This is a genomic window from Okeania sp. SIO3B5 (genome assembly GCF_010692555.1).
Lineage (GTDB): Bacteria > Cyanobacteriota > Cyanobacteriia > Cyanobacteriales > Microcoleaceae > Okeania.
In genome coordinates, this window is record NZ_JAAHHG010000151.1 from 1 (window position 1) to 20,002 (window position 20,002).

Annotated in this window: 7 protein-coding genes; 4 read left to right on the forward strand and 3 right to left on the reverse strand. The window is 39.5% G+C overall.

All coding sequences use genetic code 11. From position 1 onward, the window contains the following. Positions 1-522 precede the first annotated feature (522 nt). The 3 genes from F6K54_RS20190 to F6K54_RS20200 all read right to left on the reverse strand — a co-directional run bounded on the left by F6K54_RS20190 (position 523) and on the right by F6K54_RS20200 (position 4,419). Complete coding sequence (locus tag F6K54_RS20190; RefSeq protein ID WP_293081036.1) at positions 523-1,236, reverse strand: PHP domain-containing protein; 714 nt, start codon at positions 1,234-1,236, stop codon at positions 523-525. A 629-nt stretch (positions 1,237-1,865) separates the two neighbouring features. Further along, positions 1,866-3,107, reverse strand: coding sequence for a HetZ-related protein (locus tag F6K54_RS20195; RefSeq protein ID WP_293081039.1), 1,242 nt, complete (start codon positions 3,105-3,107; stop codon positions 1,866-1,868). A 655-nt stretch (positions 3,108-3,762) separates the two neighbouring features. Next, entirely contained in the window at positions 3,763-4,419 is a 657-nt protein-coding gene (locus F6K54_RS20200; RefSeq protein WP_293081042.1) for an L-threonylcarbamoyladenylate synthase, read from the reverse strand. A gap of 1,050 nt (positions 4,420-5,469) precedes the next feature. Between F6K54_RS20200 and F6K54_RS20205 the strand changes: the two genes are divergently transcribed. From F6K54_RS20205 to F6K54_RS20220, 4 genes are all read left to right on the forward strand, one after another. After that, on the forward strand, positions 5,470-5,901 hold the full coding sequence (locus F6K54_RS20205) for a hypothetical protein (RefSeq protein WP_293081044.1): 432 nt from the start codon (positions 5,470-5,472) through the stop codon (positions 5,899-5,901). Positions 5,902-6,186: 285 nt separating this feature from the next. Further along, positions 6,187-10,575 carry a WD40 repeat domain-containing protein gene (locus F6K54_RS20210; RefSeq protein ID WP_293081047.1) on the forward strand — a complete coding sequence of 1,463 codons (4,389 nt, stop codon included), beginning with the start codon at positions 6,187-6,189 and terminating at the stop codon, positions 10,573-10,575. Positions 10,576-10,958: 383 nt separating this feature from the next. After that, positions 10,959-12,278, forward strand: a complete 1,320-nt coding sequence (gene larC, locus F6K54_RS20215) for a nickel pincer cofactor biosynthesis protein LarC (protein ID WP_293081050.1) — start codon at positions 10,959-10,961, stop codon at positions 12,276-12,278. 885 nt (positions 12,279-13,163) lie between these two features. Continuing rightward, positions 13,164-20,002: filamentous hemagglutinin N-terminal domain-containing protein (locus F6K54_RS20220; protein ID WP_293081053.1), on the forward strand; the 6,839-nt coding region annotated here is incomplete at its 3' end.

Sequence of the window (20,002 nt, forward strand, 5' to 3'; positions counted from 1 at the left end):
TTAAAGGTCCCGCGTGGAATTTTGATCAAAAGCGTGGTAGAAAAATTTTCTACCGCATTGGGAGATACCCCCTCAGCAGGTTGATCTTGCTGTGCATTGTTAACAAATGTTAGCAAAATAGTATCGGTCTGGCAATTCAATTCAATTTAACTTCCCTGGCGGGAAGTCCCGCGCTCTCCCGTTTCGGCTGTCGCCGACATGAAAGGCGGAGCCTAGCGGCAGCTATTAGGGGAGCGTCGTATGGGAAAGCCAGGTCCAAGAGTCGGATACCTCCACAAATAAAACCTTCCTATACCCTTGACAAGCTAGGAAGTATGCATGTTATGATCAACGTCAACACAGGGGGAGGACATTACCTCTGTAAAAACAGCGGTCATTTTTTTCATGACTGAAGAATCCCGTGTTGTCGCTCAAGCGCAACGTCGGGAGTATGTCAATTCTGAAGTGTTGCCTAAGTGCAACGTCAGAGTATGTCAATACAGCTTTAATTAATTATTAGGGTGGAGTAAGGGTACTCCCACCCTATAAACGTACTAAAAGATTTTTTCCATGAGTATCAGTACCGCAGGTATTAAGTAGACCATAAGTAGCACTGAGTTTTTTCACTTGTTCAGTTTGTTTTGGGCTAGGAGACCAGGGTTTAGTATGAGTGTAACCGTAGTAGGTTTCTACACCATCAATACCTAACTTAGCTGCTGCTTTGATTAGATCGGTAGCAGAACGTTTATAACGACAGGGATGAGCAAGTACGGCCAAACCACCAGCTTGTTGAATAGCTGCAATAACATTATCTGCTTGATATTCTTGACCTTTAGTGGCTTTTCCTGTCAAATAAGGCTGTAAAACTGGATGTTCTGGGTTAAAGCCATATCCTAGAATATGTACCTCAATATTAATTAAGTTAGCGTTAATTTCTACTCCACTCCACAAACTCGGAGCTAAACCCTCGCATTCTCCATTAGTAGATTTCCAGTTTTCTAACCAACTTTTAGCTACTTGATAACCAGCAACACTATGATGATCGGTAATGGCCAAACCTTTAAGGCCGATCACAATTGCTTGCTCTATCAAACTCTCAGGTTTCAACTGTCCATCCGAGTGAACTGTATGCATATGAAAGTTATAAGAATATGGACAGCTATGAGCATCAATAGTTTCAAAGATTTGCTTAATTTGAGAGTAGTTATTGGCCACTCGGTTAGTCAAATCAGGAGCCAAAGCTATATTGATAGACATATATTTTAATAAATCGTTACTTTATCCAATATATCTAATTTTTATCCAAAACTGCTAATTAGCTCTAGCTAACTAATATATTAAAATTTTATATTTGAAAGTATCTAATTGATTAAATAGTATTAATTTGACGGGAATGATGGGAAAAATTTTACCGGAAAATAAGAGAGTATTTATACTGATTAAATTATGTGTGGTTAAATACTGATAATATCTGTGAAAGTAAGTAATTGGTAATTTATAACTGATAATTAGTAATTGGTTATAGTTCAAACAGCTTCATTATTTTATGGAATGGTCATGGTGAACTCAAAATAGTTAATAACTACTGTACGTCGCTAATGGGAAAACTATTCTAACTGGCTACTAGCTACTAAATATAATAATAATTGCCGATCTGAACATGATATTAGTCCCAATAAATTTGTATTTTAAATAACATAAAAATCTTCAAGAATTTAGAATTTAGAATTAATAATTTAGAATTACCTCTTCTTTCACTTCTGACTTCTGACTTCTGACTTCTATAAGGTGGGCATTGCCCACCCTAGACAGAAGCAGGATGACCCATATCGCAAACTTTAATTGATGGATGAGTAAAAAGAATGTCTTTCAATTTGGATACCATACTAGCTTTGGTCACTATTGCGAAATACCCAAGCCATATCCAACAATTTTGCCCAACGTTTTTGTAACTGTTTCGGAGTACATTTAATAGTCTTCGCGATCGCTTGTTCATCTTCACCATTGCGCTTGAGTTGTAAAATTTGCTGTTGTTCAGGAGAAAGGGTTGCTTGGAAAGCTTCCCATTTATTAGAAGTCATACCTAATTTTTGGTCAATGTCAGCACCTAACCATTGATGTACTAACTTCCAATTCTTAGAAAAAGCAAATTTTTCAACATGATACTTAAAACGTTGTTGTAAATAATCCCGTTGACGAGAAGTTAAACCTAGCTCCTTATCAATATCAGATGCTTGATAATCTTGCAATTTTAGACGCAGATAATCAATACATTGGTCTTGACCTTGAGCTTCTAAGTAATTGATTAATTCAGAAACTACGCGATCGCGCAATACAGCCTCAGCAGGATCAACAGCTTCAGAAACCATTTGCTCCCGTACTTGTTGCACAGCAGAAGAGCGACTAAAAGCTTCTGCATCTTCACCTTTAGGAGACTCAACTGCCATTTCAATATCAAGAGAAGTTTCAGGAGGTTGACCCTTAGCAAAACCTTGAGCGCGCAGTACAATCAATCTTTGACGATTTCGGCCTGGCAAACCTATTTGACGCTTGGCATACTGTTCAGTAAATGCCATATATTCTGCTAATTCTAACTTCACTCTAGGAGTATAGTCTTGCTCAAGACCGTGTTCTCTACGGAAAGCTCTTAGAGACTCAATATAAAAACCTTGTAGAAAATCCTCAATCAAGTTATAGCGACCTTGGAAGCTTAACTGCGCTCTAAAAGAAGCAATATGACGATAAATCATAGAAGCAAGTAGAGAGTGTAATTCTACTCTACCTTGCTTAGAACCAAGTTTGTAGTATTGTACGCACTTTTGCAAGCGATGACGAGCCAAACTAAGTTGCCAAGATTGAACTTCACCAGAATTTTGAATTCTATTACTCTTTTGGCAAATCCGCTCTACTTCTTGGGCGATGCGAATGGTTACCGTTTCAGCTTTTGCTGGTTTGTTTTTCAAAGTACCTTGCAATTCTTTCAAAACTATAACAGCTAAAGTTTCAGTATTCATTTCTAGCACAGTATTCTCTGTAGTGCCATTTTCAACTTTGCTGTTGTTAACTTCTGGAGCGATAGCAGTGTTTGTGTTTAGAGAGTTGTGGGAGTGAGCAGTCTTAACAGTCATTTGATTTTACCTTTGGATAATGCGCGGTAGGTGTACGAAGTAATCATGTAGAGTGATTAAGTGTTGGTTGAAATCTGTGTGATTCCTTTCTTTCCTCTACACTTACGACTATAGGAAAGTTCACCCAACTATTTGTGGAGGAAGGTTACACTTTTATGATGTGGTTTTTCTGTTACCAACCAATTCTGCAGTTCACTATCAGAAGTATATTTTCCGGATTTAGGTCTAAAATCAACGAAAGCTAGATATAGATTAAAAATCAGAACTTTACTTACAAAATTATCCAACTCAAAGAAACTGTGACAATATTCAAATTGGCAGTGCCACCTGTGTAACAAATACACAAGTGGCACAGTCATAGGTTTTAGGTTGTAGGTTTTAGGTTTTAGGTTTTAGGTTGTAGGTCTTAGGTTGTATAGTAGTCGAAGAAAAGGTGAGGACAGCTCAAAAGCTGAAAACTCAGACAAGGCCAGATTTTTCCTTCTGCCTTCTACTATATTAAATAGCACTCAGCACTTAATACTCAGCATTAGGACTTTTTTGACTTTAGGAAGGGATGAGCAACCCCTCCGCGTACTATCCGGGTTATAGAGGTCGGGGATTTAACCCAAGGTCAAAAAAGCTGATAGCTGAAATGCTGATAGCTGATAGCTAGTCAACCAATTAGAGCTGTTACAGTTTCAACTCCAAGACCTTGCCTAATCAGATTTGGTTCTTGGCCAGTTAATTCCAGGATAGTGGATACTTGATATCCAGGGTCAGAACCGTCATCAACAATTATGTCCACTAAATTTTCTAGAGAATCAAATAATTCTGCTTTACCAGTAACTGCTCCTACATCTACTGGGGCCATTCCTTCCGCATCACTGGTAATGTGAGCTGATGTTGAAATGATGGGATTGCCCAAAGTTTCCAACAAAGACAAACAAGATTGATTGTCTGGAACCCGAATACCTGTTGTTTTTCGCTTAGGACTCATCACCAGTCGTGGGACTAACTTTGTGGCAGGCAACACAAATGTGTAAGGGCCAGGAATTAAACGTTTGATGATTCGGTAGGCTGAGTCACTCACAATAGCGTAATTGGCGATATTGGACAGAGAGGAACAAAGGAATGTCAGAGGTTTATCATTAGATAGTTGTTTAATTTGTCTGACTCGCTCCACAGCAGATTTAGCATAGAGGTCGCAACCGATCGCGTAAACGGTATCCGTAGGATAAAGCATCACTGCCCCATTTTTCAGGTCGCTAATAATTTGTTCTACGCGTCTTTGTTGGGGTGTATCAGGATGAAGTTCATAGAATATTGCCATAATTTTTATTTTAGATTTTAGAAAATAAAGAATGAAGTCATACTAAATCCGGTTTACTAAGGATTAGCGGGACGTTGAAAGCCCTCTGTCTTTAGAGCTATGCTTTACCCACATCTTTCTTAACATAAAGCTTGACAAAATAGACAAGTTATGAATAAGTCTTGGTTCAGCTTTTTCGGGAGAAAAAATGTATAGAAAAATACTTTTTTTTGACAACTTCAGTAGTTTTACTTAGCTACTATGATTTTTTCTCCTTTCTCCCCTGCTCCCTGCTCCCCTGCTCCCTACAAGGGTTTCAAGACTTATGGGTAAGGGATAGGTCTTTAGAGGAGGGATAAAAACGGACACGGTAGATTTTAACCTGCTGTCCACCCTTTGATTAAGTGGAGAAGGGAAGGCAGAGGGCAGAAGTCAGAAGAGAAAGAAAAGTTCAAAGGGAGAAGGTTTTTTTTATAACTGATTATCCGGACATGATATAAACTCTAGTTTATGTTTTTTTCGGAAAGGCATTGTGTCAGATAGTATATATTCGTATACTTATATATAGCATCTTTCGAGGGGGCGATATACAGAATGCCTATTTATGGATGTCAGCAAAATTTAATTAACCCGAATAACGAATTGAAATCAGTACTTAAGTTTATTTGGTTCCGAGTCCCATAAACTAACAAATTGTGGTATCTACTATGGTCGTCAATTATTTTTTCAGACTAAAAAGATAATTGTCAAATATGACTTAGAATATTAGCACGCAATCAGTGTTTGTATGTCGAGTTTGTCTATAAAACTGTACTTTAATTGATTGTAAGCATTCAGCAGTCAGCTATCAGCTTTATTACCTTTAGTGGACAATTTAAGCTCGTTATTCTTGTGCTTCAATTCTTTGTTTAAAAATCTAGTAGAAGTTAAGCAAGTGCTTGGTTCATTCATTAAAAAGATGTTTGCGCAGCATTCCGCACCGAAGAGCTGACCGCGAGCTAGCTGAATGCTTACAATTGATTTAAAAATAAACCGCAACTAAAATATCAACCTAGAAGGAAAAAATTAGCGATGAATTCTCAAGATAAACCTGATAATCAATCACCTGAATCAAATCCTCAATCTTCCAATCAATCCCAATCTTTTGGCAATATCACTGTTACTGGGAAAGGTAATAATTTTAATCCAAGAAATAATGTGAATATTGACCAGAGTCGCACCGAAATTATTGGGCAAAATTCCGAGTCAGAATTAGCATCAGCATTAGCTGCACTGATAAAATTGAAACAGGAAATTGCTGCAACAAATTCTCTGAATTCAATTCAGAAACAACAAGCAGAGATTCCCGTTAAAATGATAGAAACAGAATTACAGAAATCTCAACCTAATAAAAGTTTAATAGATGAAGCGGTTGAAGCGCTAAAAAAAGGATTAGAAGGTGTCGAAGTTCTAGCTGGACCTGTGATGAAAGTTGCAGCAATTTTAGCTAAAGTTTGGGTTTAATTTAGCCTTAACAAATATTAAACTAACGTAAGCATTCAGCCGTCAGCTATCAGCTATCAGCTTCATTAGCTTGAATTGTGTTAAAAACTCAAAGCAAGTCTTTCTGGTGCTTCAATTTATGGGTAGAAAATGTAGTATTAAGTTAAACAAATTTTTACTTCATTCATTAAAAAGCTGATTGATAATAGCTGAATGCTTACAAACTTGCTAACGCAATGACATAGTTATAAATTTTATTATCTACTTATTTAATGAGCCTAAAAAAACATTTTAACTAATTATATTATGACTGTAGAACAAAAGGATAACCCTCTACATAATCAAAATCAAACTGCTGGAAATATAGATATTTATGGTAACGAAAATGATATTAATTTTGTGAATATTGTTATCTATAACTATTCTTATGAAAAACAGACAATTATAACATCTACTCAAGAAGATGCCGATGATAATTTAGTTTGCCCCTATCAAGATTTATATCACTTCAATCCAGAAAATTCCAAATATTTCTTTGGTCGAAAGGTATTTGTGGAAAAACTCTATCAATATACAGAAACCCGTAATTTTATTCCTGTATTAGGAGCATCAGGAAGTGGGAAATCTTCAGTTATTTTAGCAGGATTAGTGCCAAGATTGGTCAAAGCCGGACATTGGCAATTTACCCATTTTCGTCCTGGTAATGACCCATTTTTAGCCCTAGCTCAAGCATTAGTTCCGCTTTATGAACCAAATCTCGATAAAACAGACGGCATGGCAGCAGCCCGGAAATTATCAGGATATTTTCAAGATAATACTATTCCCCTATCTGATGTTTTTGCCACAATTCAACATAATCATCCCCAAAATCGCACTTTATTAATTGCCGATCAATTTGAAGAACTTTATACCCTTTGTAGTGACGAATCAACCCGCCGTAAATTTCTCGATCTTCTTTTAAATACATTTCAATCTTTAACCGAACAATCTTCAGTATCAACAGTATTAGTTGCGACAATGCGGGCAGATTTTTTTGATAATGCTCTCTCCTATCGACCTTTAGTAGATTTATTGCAAAAAAACAATATTATGCTAGGGCCAATGAACTCAGAAGAACTCAAAGAAGTTATTGAGGAACCCGCTAAAAATTTAGAGGTTAACTTTGAAGGTGGGCTGGTTGAACGCATTCTTAATGATGTAGATAAACAACCAGGAAACTTACCCTTATTAGAATTTGCTTTAACTAAACTTTGGGAAAAACGCCAAGGTAAAAAATTAACCCATAAAGCTTATAAAGACATAGGAGAAGTTTCCGGTGCCTTAACTCTTTATGCAGATGACGAATTTAAGAAACTAAAACCAGAAGAACAACAAAAAGTCCGCCGAATTTTTGTGCAATTAGTACGACCAGGACAAGGCACCGAAGACACCCGCAGGGTCGCCACCAAGGCAGATTTAAACGAGAGCAATTGGGATCTAGTAAGAAAATTGGCTGATGCACGGTTAGTTGTCACCAGTCGTGCTGTCATTACCAGTGGCACAGAAAATAATTCTGAACAAGAAACTGTTGAAGTTGTCCATGAAGCCTTAATTAAAAATTGGGGTCAACTAAGAGAATGGATGGAAGTAGACCGAGAATTTCTGTCTTGGCAAGAACAACTGCGTTTGGTAAAGATGCAATGGGGAGAAAATAATAAAGATAAGGGTTCTTTATTACGGGGGGCAGCTCTAGCAAAAGCAGAAGAAAAACTACAGGAGCGTCCAGAAGATTTAGAGGCTGAGACAGAATTTATTCAGGAGAGTATTCAAGAACGCGATCGCCTCAAACAAGAAGAGGAAGAACGACAACAGCGAGAGTTAGAAGCAGCACAGCGATTAGTTAAAGTGACACAAGCAAAGGAAAGACAACAAAAGCAAGCCAATAAAAAGCTGCGTCTGGGAGCAATAGTACTCGGTTTATTGGGTATAGTTGCTGTGTTCGGATGGCGGCGTGCTGTTGTTAGCAACTCAAATATCACAACGAAAAATGACTTTGAGCATCTAAAAGCTAGTTTCAATTCCACTCAAACTTGGGATACACTGATTGAGGGTATTAAACAGGGGAAAAAATTAAAAAATGCTGGTTGGGCAGAAGCTCAGACTCGACTATTAGGTGCAGATACGTTGCGACAGATAATTTCTTGGCAGGGGAAGATGGAATATAATCGTTTAAATCACGATGAGGAAGCTATTAGCGTGGTATTCAGCCCCAAAGGAGATCTCATTGCTACTGCTGGTGGTGATGGCATTACTAAACTATCGAAACCAGATGGTACTTTGGTTGCAAACCTAGAACATGGCAGAGGAGTCTATAGAGCAGTCTTTAGCCCCAAAGGAGACCTAGTTGCCACTGCGAGTCAAGATAATACTGCCAAAATTTGGAATTCTTCTGATGGTAGCTTAGTAAAAACCTTAAATCACGATCGGGAAGTTAACAGAGTAGTATTTAGCCCCAAAGGAGACCTAGTTGCCACTGCAAGTAAAGATAACACTGCCAAAATTTGGAAATCTGATGGCACTTTCGTAAAAACTCTAACAGGGCATACAGAAGAGGTTCGCAGTATTGCGTTCAGCCCCAAAGGAGACCTCATTGCTACTGGTAGTTTTGATAACACTGCCAAACTCTGGAAATCTGATGGTAGCCTAATAGCAACTCTTAAGGAACATAACGGTAATATATATGATATTGAATTCAGCTCCGAAGGAGACCTTATTGCTACTGCTGGCGGTGATGGCAAAGTTAAACTCTGGAAACCTGATGGTAGTTTAGTAAAAACCCTTGAAGGACATAATAATCAACTCGTCTTAGACCTTGCCTTCAGCCCTAAAGGAGACCAAATTGCTTCTGCTGGTTATGATAACACTGTAAAAATCTGGAACACTGACGGTACTCTCTCGACAACTCTTAAGCATAGCGATCGAGTCTATAGTGTTGTATACAGCAACGATGGCGAACAAATAGCTAGCGCTAGTGATGATAATACCGTTAAAATTTGGCAGGCAGATGGTACTCTTGTAGACACTCTTGAAGGACATAAGGAGAAAATTTATAGCATTGCTTTCAGTCCTAAAGAAAATTTGATTGCTACTGCTAGTGCTGACGAAACAGTAAGACTTTGGAACATTCTTCCTTATCAACACACATTCGGAAAAAGCCAACTTGATAATTATCATTGTAGGCGTGTTGCCGTTAGTCCCAACAACCTTATTGCTTTGGGTTGTTATTACGAAAATACACTTCAACTCCGAAAACTTGATGGTACTATAATACAGCCCAACATCACACACAATGATTGGGTGACAGATGTTGCCTTTAGTCCTAACGGTGAGTTGATCGCTACTATCACCCATAACGGCAAAGCCCAACTATGGAAACCAGATGGTACAAAAGTTCTTGAGCTGCCCGATCAAGAATTACGCGATCGCAACTCTTATAATATTACCTTCAGTCCCAAGGGAGACCTAATTGTTGCGGGTCTAAACAGAAAAATTAAAATATGGAAAGCTGATGGTAGTTTCATCACAGAAATAGACACAAAACATGGCCATGAAGTTACCGATGTTGCCATCAGTCCCAAAGGAGACCTAATTGCTACTGCTAGTCTTGACGGGGATGCTAAACTCTGGACATTTGATGGAAAGCTAGTAAATACATTTAAAGAACATAGAGGCTCTATTTACAGTATTGCTTTCAGTCCCAAGGGAGACCTCATTGCTACTGCCAGTCGAGATAATACTGTCAAACTCTGGAAACCTAACGGAACTGTCAAACATAGCTTGATAGGTCATACTGGTTCAGTACTTGGTATTGCTTTTAGCTCCAAGGGAGACTTAATTGCTACAGCAAGTAACGATAAAACAGTCAGAGTCTGGAAACCTGATGGCACTCCACTACTTACTCTTAGTGGCCATGAACAGAAGGTTGAGAGTCTAGCTTTTAACCCCAACCGTAACCAGATAATTTCAATTAGTGATGATAAAACTATCAGACTATGGAATTTAGACCTTGACGATCTATTAGCAAGGAGTTGCAACTGGGTGGATAACTATCTCAAAAGTAGACCTGAAGACTACCCCAACAAGCATCTCTGTGATGATGTTAAACCTTCAGCCCAACTTTTTCTAGAAAAAGGTAACAGAATAGTTACCAGTAATGGTAATGTTGATGGTGCTGCTGCTCAATACCGAGAAGCATTAAAACTAGATCCTAACTTGAAATTTGACCCATTAACAGAAGCCAAAATGATTGCAGCACCAGGTGTGCGCGATGAAGGAGGAATATTAGCAAGAAAAGGTAAAATCAAGGAAGCAATTGATGCTTATAATGTGGCTCAAAAGTACCATCCCAAATTACAAATTCTTGGCAAGCATTGGGATATACTTTGTCGATATGGTAGTTTATATGGTCATGCTAATGATGTCTTGTTTGCTTGTGACAATGCAGTAAACCTTGAGCCAAAAAATCCCCAGTTTAGGGATAGTCGAGGTTTAGCTAGAGGATTAACTAATAATTTCCAGGGTGCTGTTGCAGACTTTGAAGTGTTTATTCAGCAGGTGGAAAACTCAGAGCAAAAAGTACAACGGTCCCTTTGGGTTGAGTCGCTGCAAAAAGAAGAAAATCCCTTTACACTAGAGGTATTAGAGAAGTTGCGTTAGGATTAAGAGATAATTAGGGTTTGCTGATTAAATATAAAAGTCTTTACATATAAAGGTTTTAGCCTTTTTAAGTATCAAAAAGTGCGAGGTTTTAGGTGGTAATGGTTCAAAAATTTAGGATTTTGGTCAAGAGTTGGACAGAAAAATCAAAGAACAATTCTTCCTACTATTTCCTTTATAATTCCCCTAACTCTTGACTCCTAACTCCTGACTCCTCCCCTGACTAAAAGATTTCCATAAGCAAACCCTAATTAGGGTCTGCTGAAAAAAGCAAAGTGTAGGGAGCGTAGGGTAAAAGCTTTATTTACCAGTGCTTTGAGATTTAATCAGCAAACCCTAATTATACCTATATTCTTGAAACTTTTTGGTGTTGACTTTTATCCATGAAAAAAATAGCTTACCTTGAATGTCCCACTGGTATTGCAGGCGATATGTGTCTGGGTGCTTTAGTTCATGCGGGTGTTCCCCTGGAATATCTGATAGAAAAACTCAATCTTCTCGGCATTTCTCAGGAATATCAGTTAAGCACTGAAAAAGTGCATCGCAATGGTTTACTAGCTACGAAATTTCATGTCAATCTAATTTCTGCAAATCCTGAAAATGGGGAACCTCTGACTTTTGACCACCACCATCATACTCACCATTCAGAAAATGATACAGAACAACACAATCATTTTCACCACCGTCATTTGCCAGAAATTGAAGCATTAATCAAAAAAGCAAGATTGCCCCGACGTGCTGAAGCTTTGAGTTTGGCTATATTTCAGAAATTGGCTGAAGCTGAAGGTGCCGTACATGGTATTGCTCCAGAGAAGGTACATTTTCACGAAGTAGGGGCAACTGATGCCATTGTTGATATTGTGGGGACTTGTTTAGGATTAGATTGGTTGAATATTGACCAATTATATTGTTCGCCTTTGCCTACTGGTGGAGGAACTGTGAGGGCGGCTCATGGTAGGTTACCTGTACCTGTACCAGCAGTGCTAAAACTTTGGGAGTTGCATCAGGTTCCTATTTATAGTAATGGCATTGAAAAAGAATTGTGTACTCCTACAGGTAGTGCGATCGCTTGTACTTTGGCCAGTGGTTTTGGTTCACCACCGTCAATGTCTCTAGAATGTGTGGGTTTGGGTGCGGGTTCCCGGGATTTAGCTATTCCTAATATTCTACGTTTGTGGATTGGAGTAGGGGAGGTGAATACTCCACATTCTCAACTTAGAGAATATCATTCTCCCAGTTCTCCAGATCCACACCTAGAAACTGTAATGGTTTTGGAAACTCAAATAGATGATTGTACTCCTCAAGCGATCGCTTATACTTTTGATGCTCTGTTTGCAGTAGGTGCATTAGATGTTTTTACCCAACCTGTGACGATGAAAAAATCTAGGTTAGGAGTGTTACTTACTATTATTTGTCTACCGGAAAAGTTGTCTGGTTGTGAGGAGGTAATATTTCGAGAGACTACAACTCTGGGTATTCGTCGCTCTACTCAAAAACGGGCTATTTTGCAGCGAACAATTAATCAGGTGCAGACAGACTATGGAGCAGTGCGGTTAAAAGTGGCAAAGATGGGGAATAAAATTGTGAATGTGCAACCTGAATATGAAGATTGTGTCAAATTAGCCAGACAGCAGAATATTCCTTTGATGGAAGTACAGAAAATGGCATTACAATCGTGGAATGGGCATCTTGCCCATTCCTAATATTTTCACCGCAGGTAGGATACCCACCGCACTTATATCATGTCCGGTTATATGATGTCCGGTTGAATAGTTATAAATAACAACAGAGGAGTCAGGAGATCCCCCCTAACCCCCCTTGAAAAGGCAGGGCTGTTTCATTCTCAATAGACGCGGGGACACGGAGACACGGAGACACGGGGATAGAGGCTTTTAAGCCACGTTGAACTAAATATTTTCTCAGAGCTTAACGACGCGTACTTTGCTGAAAAATTGGCAAATTTTGACAAATTTCACTGTTTAACTATGCCCATTACTCCCGTTCTCCCGCTCATCGTTAATCTACAATACTTTGAAACAGCCCTGCCCTTGAAAAGGGGGGAACTGGAAGTCCCCCTTAAAAAGGGAGATGCGCGGGGGATCATTGATGTACTGCACACCTTATGAAAACTATTATATTAAGGAGTAACAAGTTTTTTTTATCACTAATTATCCGGACATGATATTACTGAGATTTTCTGCTGAAATTCAAGGAAATTTATTCACATAAAATGGCCGAAACCGTTGCCTGTTCCCCCACAAATCGACCTGTCTCCGCTTACATGAGTGTTTTAGACTGAAATAGGCGCACTTTTTTCGTTCTCAAAAAAGCTAAAGTCTTTATATGTCAATGCTTTTCGATTTAATCAGCAAACCATAATTAATTAGACTTGATATAATATTATCAGGACTTACGCAAAATATAAAATTATACACCATTTGTAGGGGTGTTAGCGCAGCTTTGCGCCAGCAAACGACCGTTTGCTTCGCATAACTATCGTTAACGCCCCTACCAGATATAGTTGTTCTGCGTAAGTCCTGATTATATTAATCAAACACTCAACGACTGTAGATATCTAGGTATATTGAATGAAAACAAATAAATTAGAATCTTACAGCATCCTACCCCTAAGTTTAATCTTATTCTCATTTACAGCAGCTCCCGCCTCCTCTCAACCCATAACTCCAGCAAACGACGGTACAGGTACAACAGTCACACCACAAGGCAACCAATTTAACATTGAAGGAGGCACCCGCAACGGAGCCAACCTCTTCCATAGTTTTGACCAATTCAACGTTAACTCTGGCCAAACTGCAAATTTCCTCACAACCCCAGATACCCGCAATATTTTAGGGCGAGTTACAGGAGGAAATGCTTCTATTATCAATGGTTTAATTCAAGTCACTGGGGGTAACTCCAACCTCTTCTTGATGAACCCCGCAGGCATAATGTTCGGTCCAAACGCTAGCCTCAATATACCCGCCTCATTCAGCGTTACTACTGCTACAGGTATTGGTTTTAACGAAAATAATTTCTGGTTTCAAGCTATGGGAACAAACGACTATTCAAATTTAGTCGGAAATCCCAGTGGTTATAGATTTGATGTCTCAAACCCAGGCGCAATAGTTAACCAAGGAAACCTAAGTTTAAACCCTGGAGAAAATCTAACTTTACTTGGTGGCACAGTTATTAATACCGGGCAACTCTCCACAGCAGGTGGCAACATTACCATTGCAGCAGTAGAAGGGAACAGTACCCTGAGAATATCTCAACCAGGACATTTATTAAGTTTAGATGTCCCCTCTACAGTAGATAATAATGTAGAAAATTCAAATTTAACCCCATTATCATTACCAGAATTATTGACAGGGGGGGAAGCAACTCATGCCTCAGATATCATAGTTAATGCCAATGGTGATGTAGTCTTGATAGACTCAAATACAGTAGTTGCTGGTGTATCAGGAGATGCGATCGCTTCGGGAAATATAGATGTATCAACAACTTCTCCCCTTGGTAATGGCTCTAATATTGGTGGACAAGTTAATGTTTTAGGCGATCGTGTAGCCCTCATTGACGCAAATATCAACGCTGATGGTTTAAAGGTTGGGGGGACTGTATTAATTGGAGGTGACTTTCAAGGTAATGGCATAGTACCCAACTCTCAGCAAACATTTGTCAATCAAAACTCAATTATTTCGGCTGATTCTATTACAAATGGTAACGGAGGTCAAGTAATAATTTGGTCAGATGGCATAACTAATTTTGCAGGGAATATTAGTGCGAGAGGAGGAGAATTTTCGGGTGATGGAGGGTTTGTTGAAGTATCTGGAAAACAACAATTAATATTTGATGGAAATGTGGATGTTAGTGCTGCATTTGGCACTCCAGGAACAATATTATTAGATCCAGAAGATATAATAGTGGGAGAGTCAGAAAATACAGAAAGTTCAGAAACAGAAACAGTAGATGATAATTCGGAAGTGGCATCTGGTGAAAATTCAGATTCTTCTACTACTGAAAATACAGAAAGTTCAGAAACAGAAACAGTAGATGATAATTCGGAAGTTGTATCTGGTGAAAATTCAGATTCTCCTACTACTGAAAATACAGAAAGTTCAGAAACAGAGACAGTAGATAATAATTTGGAAGTTGTATCTGGTGAAAATATAGAAGAAAATGTCGATAATTCAGAAGTAATAGAAAATACAAATTCAGATACAGAAATTGCTGATAATTCAGAAACAACAGAAACACTAATTGACCCTTTCGAGCCAGAAGAAAATTCTATTGATGTCACAATTTCAGCCGAAAATATTGGGGAATTATCAGGAGATATAATTTTATTTGCCGACAACGATATAACAATTAATGAAAAAATAGAAACTACAGAATCTGTAGAATTAAAAGCCGGAAGAAGTATTAATATAAATGCCGATATTGATACATCAATTGGCAATGGAAATATTGACTTACTTGGTAATAATGATGAGATGAATATTGCTAACCGGAATGCCGGAGCAGCATCGATAAATCAATTGGATGGAACGACGTTAAATGCAGGAAGTGGCAGGATTAATATTGAATTAGGAAATTTAGGAGAAGTAGGTGATATAAATCTGGCAAATTTAACTACAACAGGACAAGTTTTAGTTGATGCGAATGGAGGAAATATTGCCAGAGTTTCTGATAGTTCAATTATTAATGCGGGGAGTGCTTTATTTCAAACTAATGGCAGTGGTGGAATAGGTTTAATTGATGCACCTTTGCAGTTGAATGTGGAAAATTTAGAGGCGGTTAGTGGTAGTGGAGGAGCGTTTTTTGATGTAGGAAATGTAAATATTGGTGATGTGAGTGAGGATGTGGATGGTATTGTTACTGCTGGAGGAGACATAGATATTAAGAGTGATGGAAATGTGACATTAACGGAAACTATTTCTACTATTGAAACAGTGGAGAATAATTCAGAAGCAGAAATATCCCCTCCTTCGCAAGAGGGGTTAGGGGGGATCGAAGCAGTTGAAGCTACAGAAAATACAGAAGTTACTGATACAAATAATTCAGAAGCAGAAATATCCCCCCCTTCCCAAGGGGGGTTAGGGGGGATCGAAGCAGTTGAAGCGACAGAAAATACAGAGGTTACTGATACAAGCGGTTCGATAAATATTGAAGCGACGGGAGATATTGTTGCTACGGGTAGTGGAATTAAAGGTGGTGGAGAAAGTGTTTCTTTGTCTGCCACTAATATTAGGATAAATGATGAATTTGATGAAACTTCTGGGGATGCGGATGTTAAGTTGGAGGCGACAAATGATATTACTGTTGAGGATATAGAGGATGATGTGTTGGAATTTCTGCCAGGGGGAGGAGAGATAGAATTTCGTGCAGATGTGGATGGGGATGGAGTCGGTGTTGTGGAGATGTTGGATAATGAGGCGGATGTTGGGAGCGATCCGAATACCTTTGAGAATGGGGCGGATACTATTAAGACTAATGGAAGGAGTTTGACTATTGCTGGTGCTGGTATTGTTTTGGGGAATATTGATACTTCTAGGTTGCCTGTTTTTTATAGTGATGAGTTCTTGGCGGCGATCGATGTAGATGAGGGGGGACTGATACCAGCAGAAGATCAGGGAGGCATTGTAACTTTGACTTTTACTTTAGATAGTAAATTGGGAACTATAGAAAATTTAGATGTACGCTTTTCTGAGGAAGACAACAATAACAAGAGACAGCTAGAAGTCTTTCTCAAATCACCTACAGGGGAAGAATTAGAATTGTTTGCAGGTGCTGATTTTGAACAAATCTTTGTAGATGCCGATCTTGAACGAATCTTTCAGAATACTGCGATCGGTGATAATGCTTCTACAAGGAGCAATCCTAGCAAGACTTCGTTTGATAGTATGTTTCCTAACCAGAAAATCTTAGCAGATTTGAATAGAGAGAACCCTAATGGAATTTGGACTCTGAGGGTTACAGATACTGCCCCCAGCAGAACTACCATAGGTACACAACTGTTGCTGCGTCAACCTACTACTTTAGTGGGTGGTGGAGGAAATGGTGGGGCAATTAATCTAGAAGCAACTGATAGGGATATTAGGGTAGGAAATATTCGTAGTTTGAGCGAAACTGCTGATGGGGGAAGAATTAATCTGACAGCTAACAACAATATTATTACAGGTCTCATTAATTCTAGTTCTATTCAAGGAATTGGAGGTGATATTAACCTTAATACTATCTCTGGCAATATTCTTACATATTCATTAGATAGTAATGGGTTAGTAGGTGGGGGGAACACCACAATAATTGCTGGAGGTAATATGACTATAGCATCTGTTAATTCCTCTTCTTCTGATGGGGATGGTGGAGCTATTGCTCTGGACGCGGGAGGCGATATCACCACCGCATCCCTCTATTCTCCTTCTTTTTCGTTTGCAAGCAACTCTGGAAATGGGGGGGAGATTTCTCTAGAGGCGGGAGGTGATATCAAGACAGAATCCCTCAATTCCTATTTCTCTTCGTCTATAGGTAACTCTGGAAATGGGGGGGAGATTTCTCTAGAGGCGGGAGGCAATATCACTACAAAATCTCTCTATTCTTATTCCTCTTCGTCTATAGGTAACTCTGGAAATGGGGGGAGCATTTCTCTAGAGGCAGGAGGTGATATCAATAATACAGAATCCCTCTATTCTTATTCCTTTACGTCTGTAGGTAACTCAGGAGATGGAGGAGCAATTTCTCTAGAGGCAGGAGGTGATATCAATAATACAGAATCCCTCTATTCTCCTTCCTTTACGTTTGCAGGCAACTCAGGAAATGGGGGAGATATTTCTCTAGAGGCGGGAGGTAATATTGCTACAGAATCCCTCTATTCTCTTTCCTTTACGTTTGCAGGCGTTCCAGGAAATGGGGGGACTATTTCTCTAGATGCGGGAGGCGATATCACTACAGAATTGCTTGATTCTTCTTCCTATTCTGATGTAGGCAACTTAGGAAATGGAGGGGACATTTCTCTAGAAGCGGGAGGCAATATCACTACAAAATCCTTCTCTTCTTACTCATTTTCGAGGGTAGGTAACTCAGGAAATGGGGGGGATATTTCTCTAGAGGCGGGAGGCAATATCACTACAGAAAACCTATTTTCCTCTTCCCTTTCATTTGAAGACAACTCAGGAAATGGGGGAGCAATTTCTCTAGAAGCGGGAGGCGATATCACTACAAAATTGCTTAATTCTGATTCCAATTCATTTGATGGCAACTCAGGAAATGGAGGTGCTATTTCTCTAGAAGCGGGAGGCGATATTACTAGAGTAGCAATCAAAACATTCTCAGTGGGAAAAAACGACTCAGGAGATGGTGGAGACGTTAACATTACCACCAATAACCTCAGCAACGTAGAAATACTTACACTATCTTCCCACTCCCTATCAGGAGATGTGACAATAGAAAGTCAACCACAAGGAAACCTTCAACTAAATGACTCATCCATAATTACCAGCAAACAAGTAACTATAGAATACCCCTTTGGTTATGAAATACAAGTAGGCGTAGGAACACAAGGCCAATCAGGAAACTTATCTATCTTGAGTTCAGGCAACCTCAACCTCAACAATGTCAACATCGAAAGCGACACCAAAGGTGAAAAAAACGCTGGAAATGTTAACATTTATAGTCTTGGTAACATTACCCTCAATAACACTGACATTCTCAGCACCACCAACGGCCAAGGCAACGCAGGTGAAATCAGCCTGGAAGCCACCCAAAACATCCTACTTACAAACAACAGTAAACTCCAAGCCAGCACAGAAACTACAGGAAGTGGTAATGCAGGAGATATAAAGATTAATACGGGTTCTCTAACAGTGACTAATGGTGCTGAAATATCTGCTAACACAGGTTCTAATTCTATAGATGCTAGTAACAAGGGAAATGGAATTGGAGGCAATATCAGAATTGAAGCGACAGAAATAGTCAACCTAGACAACGATGGTAGACTATCAGTAGAAACCAGAGGTGCTGGAAAAGCTGGAAATATAGAGATTTACTCTCCTGAAGTAAATGTCACTACAAACTCTCTAATTAGTGCCGATGCCAGACAAGAAGCCACCAATAGAGAAGCAGGAGGTAACATCACGATCAACACAAACACCCTTAATATCTCAAGTTCAGAAATATTCGCTCAAACCAAAGGTGAAACTCCAGCAGGTACTATTACTTTGAAGCCTTACAACAATAACTCAGGTCTCAACATCAACTTCACTAATGAAGGCACTATTTCTGCCAGCACCCAATCTACAGGAGAGGGAGGTAATATCTTGATCGCTGCTCCAGAAACTATAGATATTGTAGGAAATGGAAGAATTGTGGCCGGAAGTAATGGTGCTGGAAAAGCTGGAAATATAGAAATAAATAGCCAACAACTCACTATTGCCGAAAACGCTAGAATTCGTGTCTCCACAATAGAAAAAAGCACTAATACAGAAGGAGGTACAATCTCCATCAACGCTAACACAATCAACCTCTTCAGTTCAGAATCATCAGAATCACAATCAGAAATATCTGCTGAAACCGAGAGCAAAACTTCTGGAGGTACTATTACTCTGAAGCCTTATGAGGAAAACTCAGACATAGAAATCAACTTCAGCAATGACAGCAGGATATCCGCTCGTACTTTATCTACAGCAACAGGAAATGCAGGCAATATTAATATTAGTGCCCCAGAAAAGGTCAAAATATCAGGGGATGGCAAAATTTCGGCAGAAAATTCAGGGGCAGGAAGAGGAGGTGACATTACAATTGAAGCTACAGAAAGTATAGACCTGAGAAACCTGGAAATCTCAGCCGAAAGCACACCAACATCCACAGGCAATGCAGGTGAAATCAGAATTGAAACCCAAGAGCTGACAATAGCTGACGGAGCAAGGATCAACGCCTCCACCAAAGGAACAGGAAATGCAGGAGTGATCAACATTGACACCCAAACTTTTACCCTAGAAACAGGAACAAGTCTCACCACAGAAACCGAAAGTGCTGGAAAAGCTGGAGATATTACCATTAACTCTGAAAGACTCACCATAGGAAAAGACGCAGAAATAAGTGCTACTGCCAAGGAAGGAGCAACTAATACAGAGGCTGGAGGCAACATCACTATCAACGCCAACGACGTATTGATATCAGGTCTCCTGGGAATATTTGCCGAAACAGCAGGAGACTCACCCGCAGGCACCCTTACTTTCAACCCCTATAGGAGTATGGGGAGAGGGGGAGACACGGAGAGGGGGAGACACGGAGAGGGAGAGACGCGGAGAGGGGGAGACGCGGAGAGGGGGAGACGCGGAGAGGGGGAGACGCGGAGAGGGGGAGACGCGGAGAGGGGGAGACGCGGAGAGGGGGAGATATCGGAAGAGCACACGAGCGAACTCCAGTCACC

What these genes read in the sequence shown, in the direction of transcription:
- F6K54_RS20205 (WP_293081044.1), top strand. Translation starts at nt 5,470, where the DNA reads ATGAATTCTCAAGATAAACCTGATAATCAATCACCTGAATCAAATCCT.
- larC (WP_293081050.1), top strand. Translation starts at nt 10,959, where the DNA reads ATGAAAAAAATAGCTTACCTTGAATGTCCCACTGGTATTGCAGGCGAT.
- F6K54_RS20190 (WP_293081036.1), bottom strand. Translation starts at nt 1,236, where the DNA reads ATGTCTATCAATATAGCTTTGGCTCCTGATTTGACTAACCGAGTGGCC.
- F6K54_RS20210 (WP_293081047.1), top strand. Translation starts at nt 6,187, where the DNA reads ATGACTGTAGAACAAAAGGATAACCCTCTACATAATCAAAATCAAACT.
- F6K54_RS20195 (WP_293081039.1), bottom strand. Translation starts at nt 3,107, where the DNA reads ATGACTGTTAAGACTGCTCACTCCCACAACTCTCTAAACACAAACACT.
- F6K54_RS20200 (WP_293081042.1), bottom strand. Translation starts at nt 4,419, where the DNA reads ATGGCAATATTCTATGAACTTCATCCTGATACACCCCAACAAAGACGC.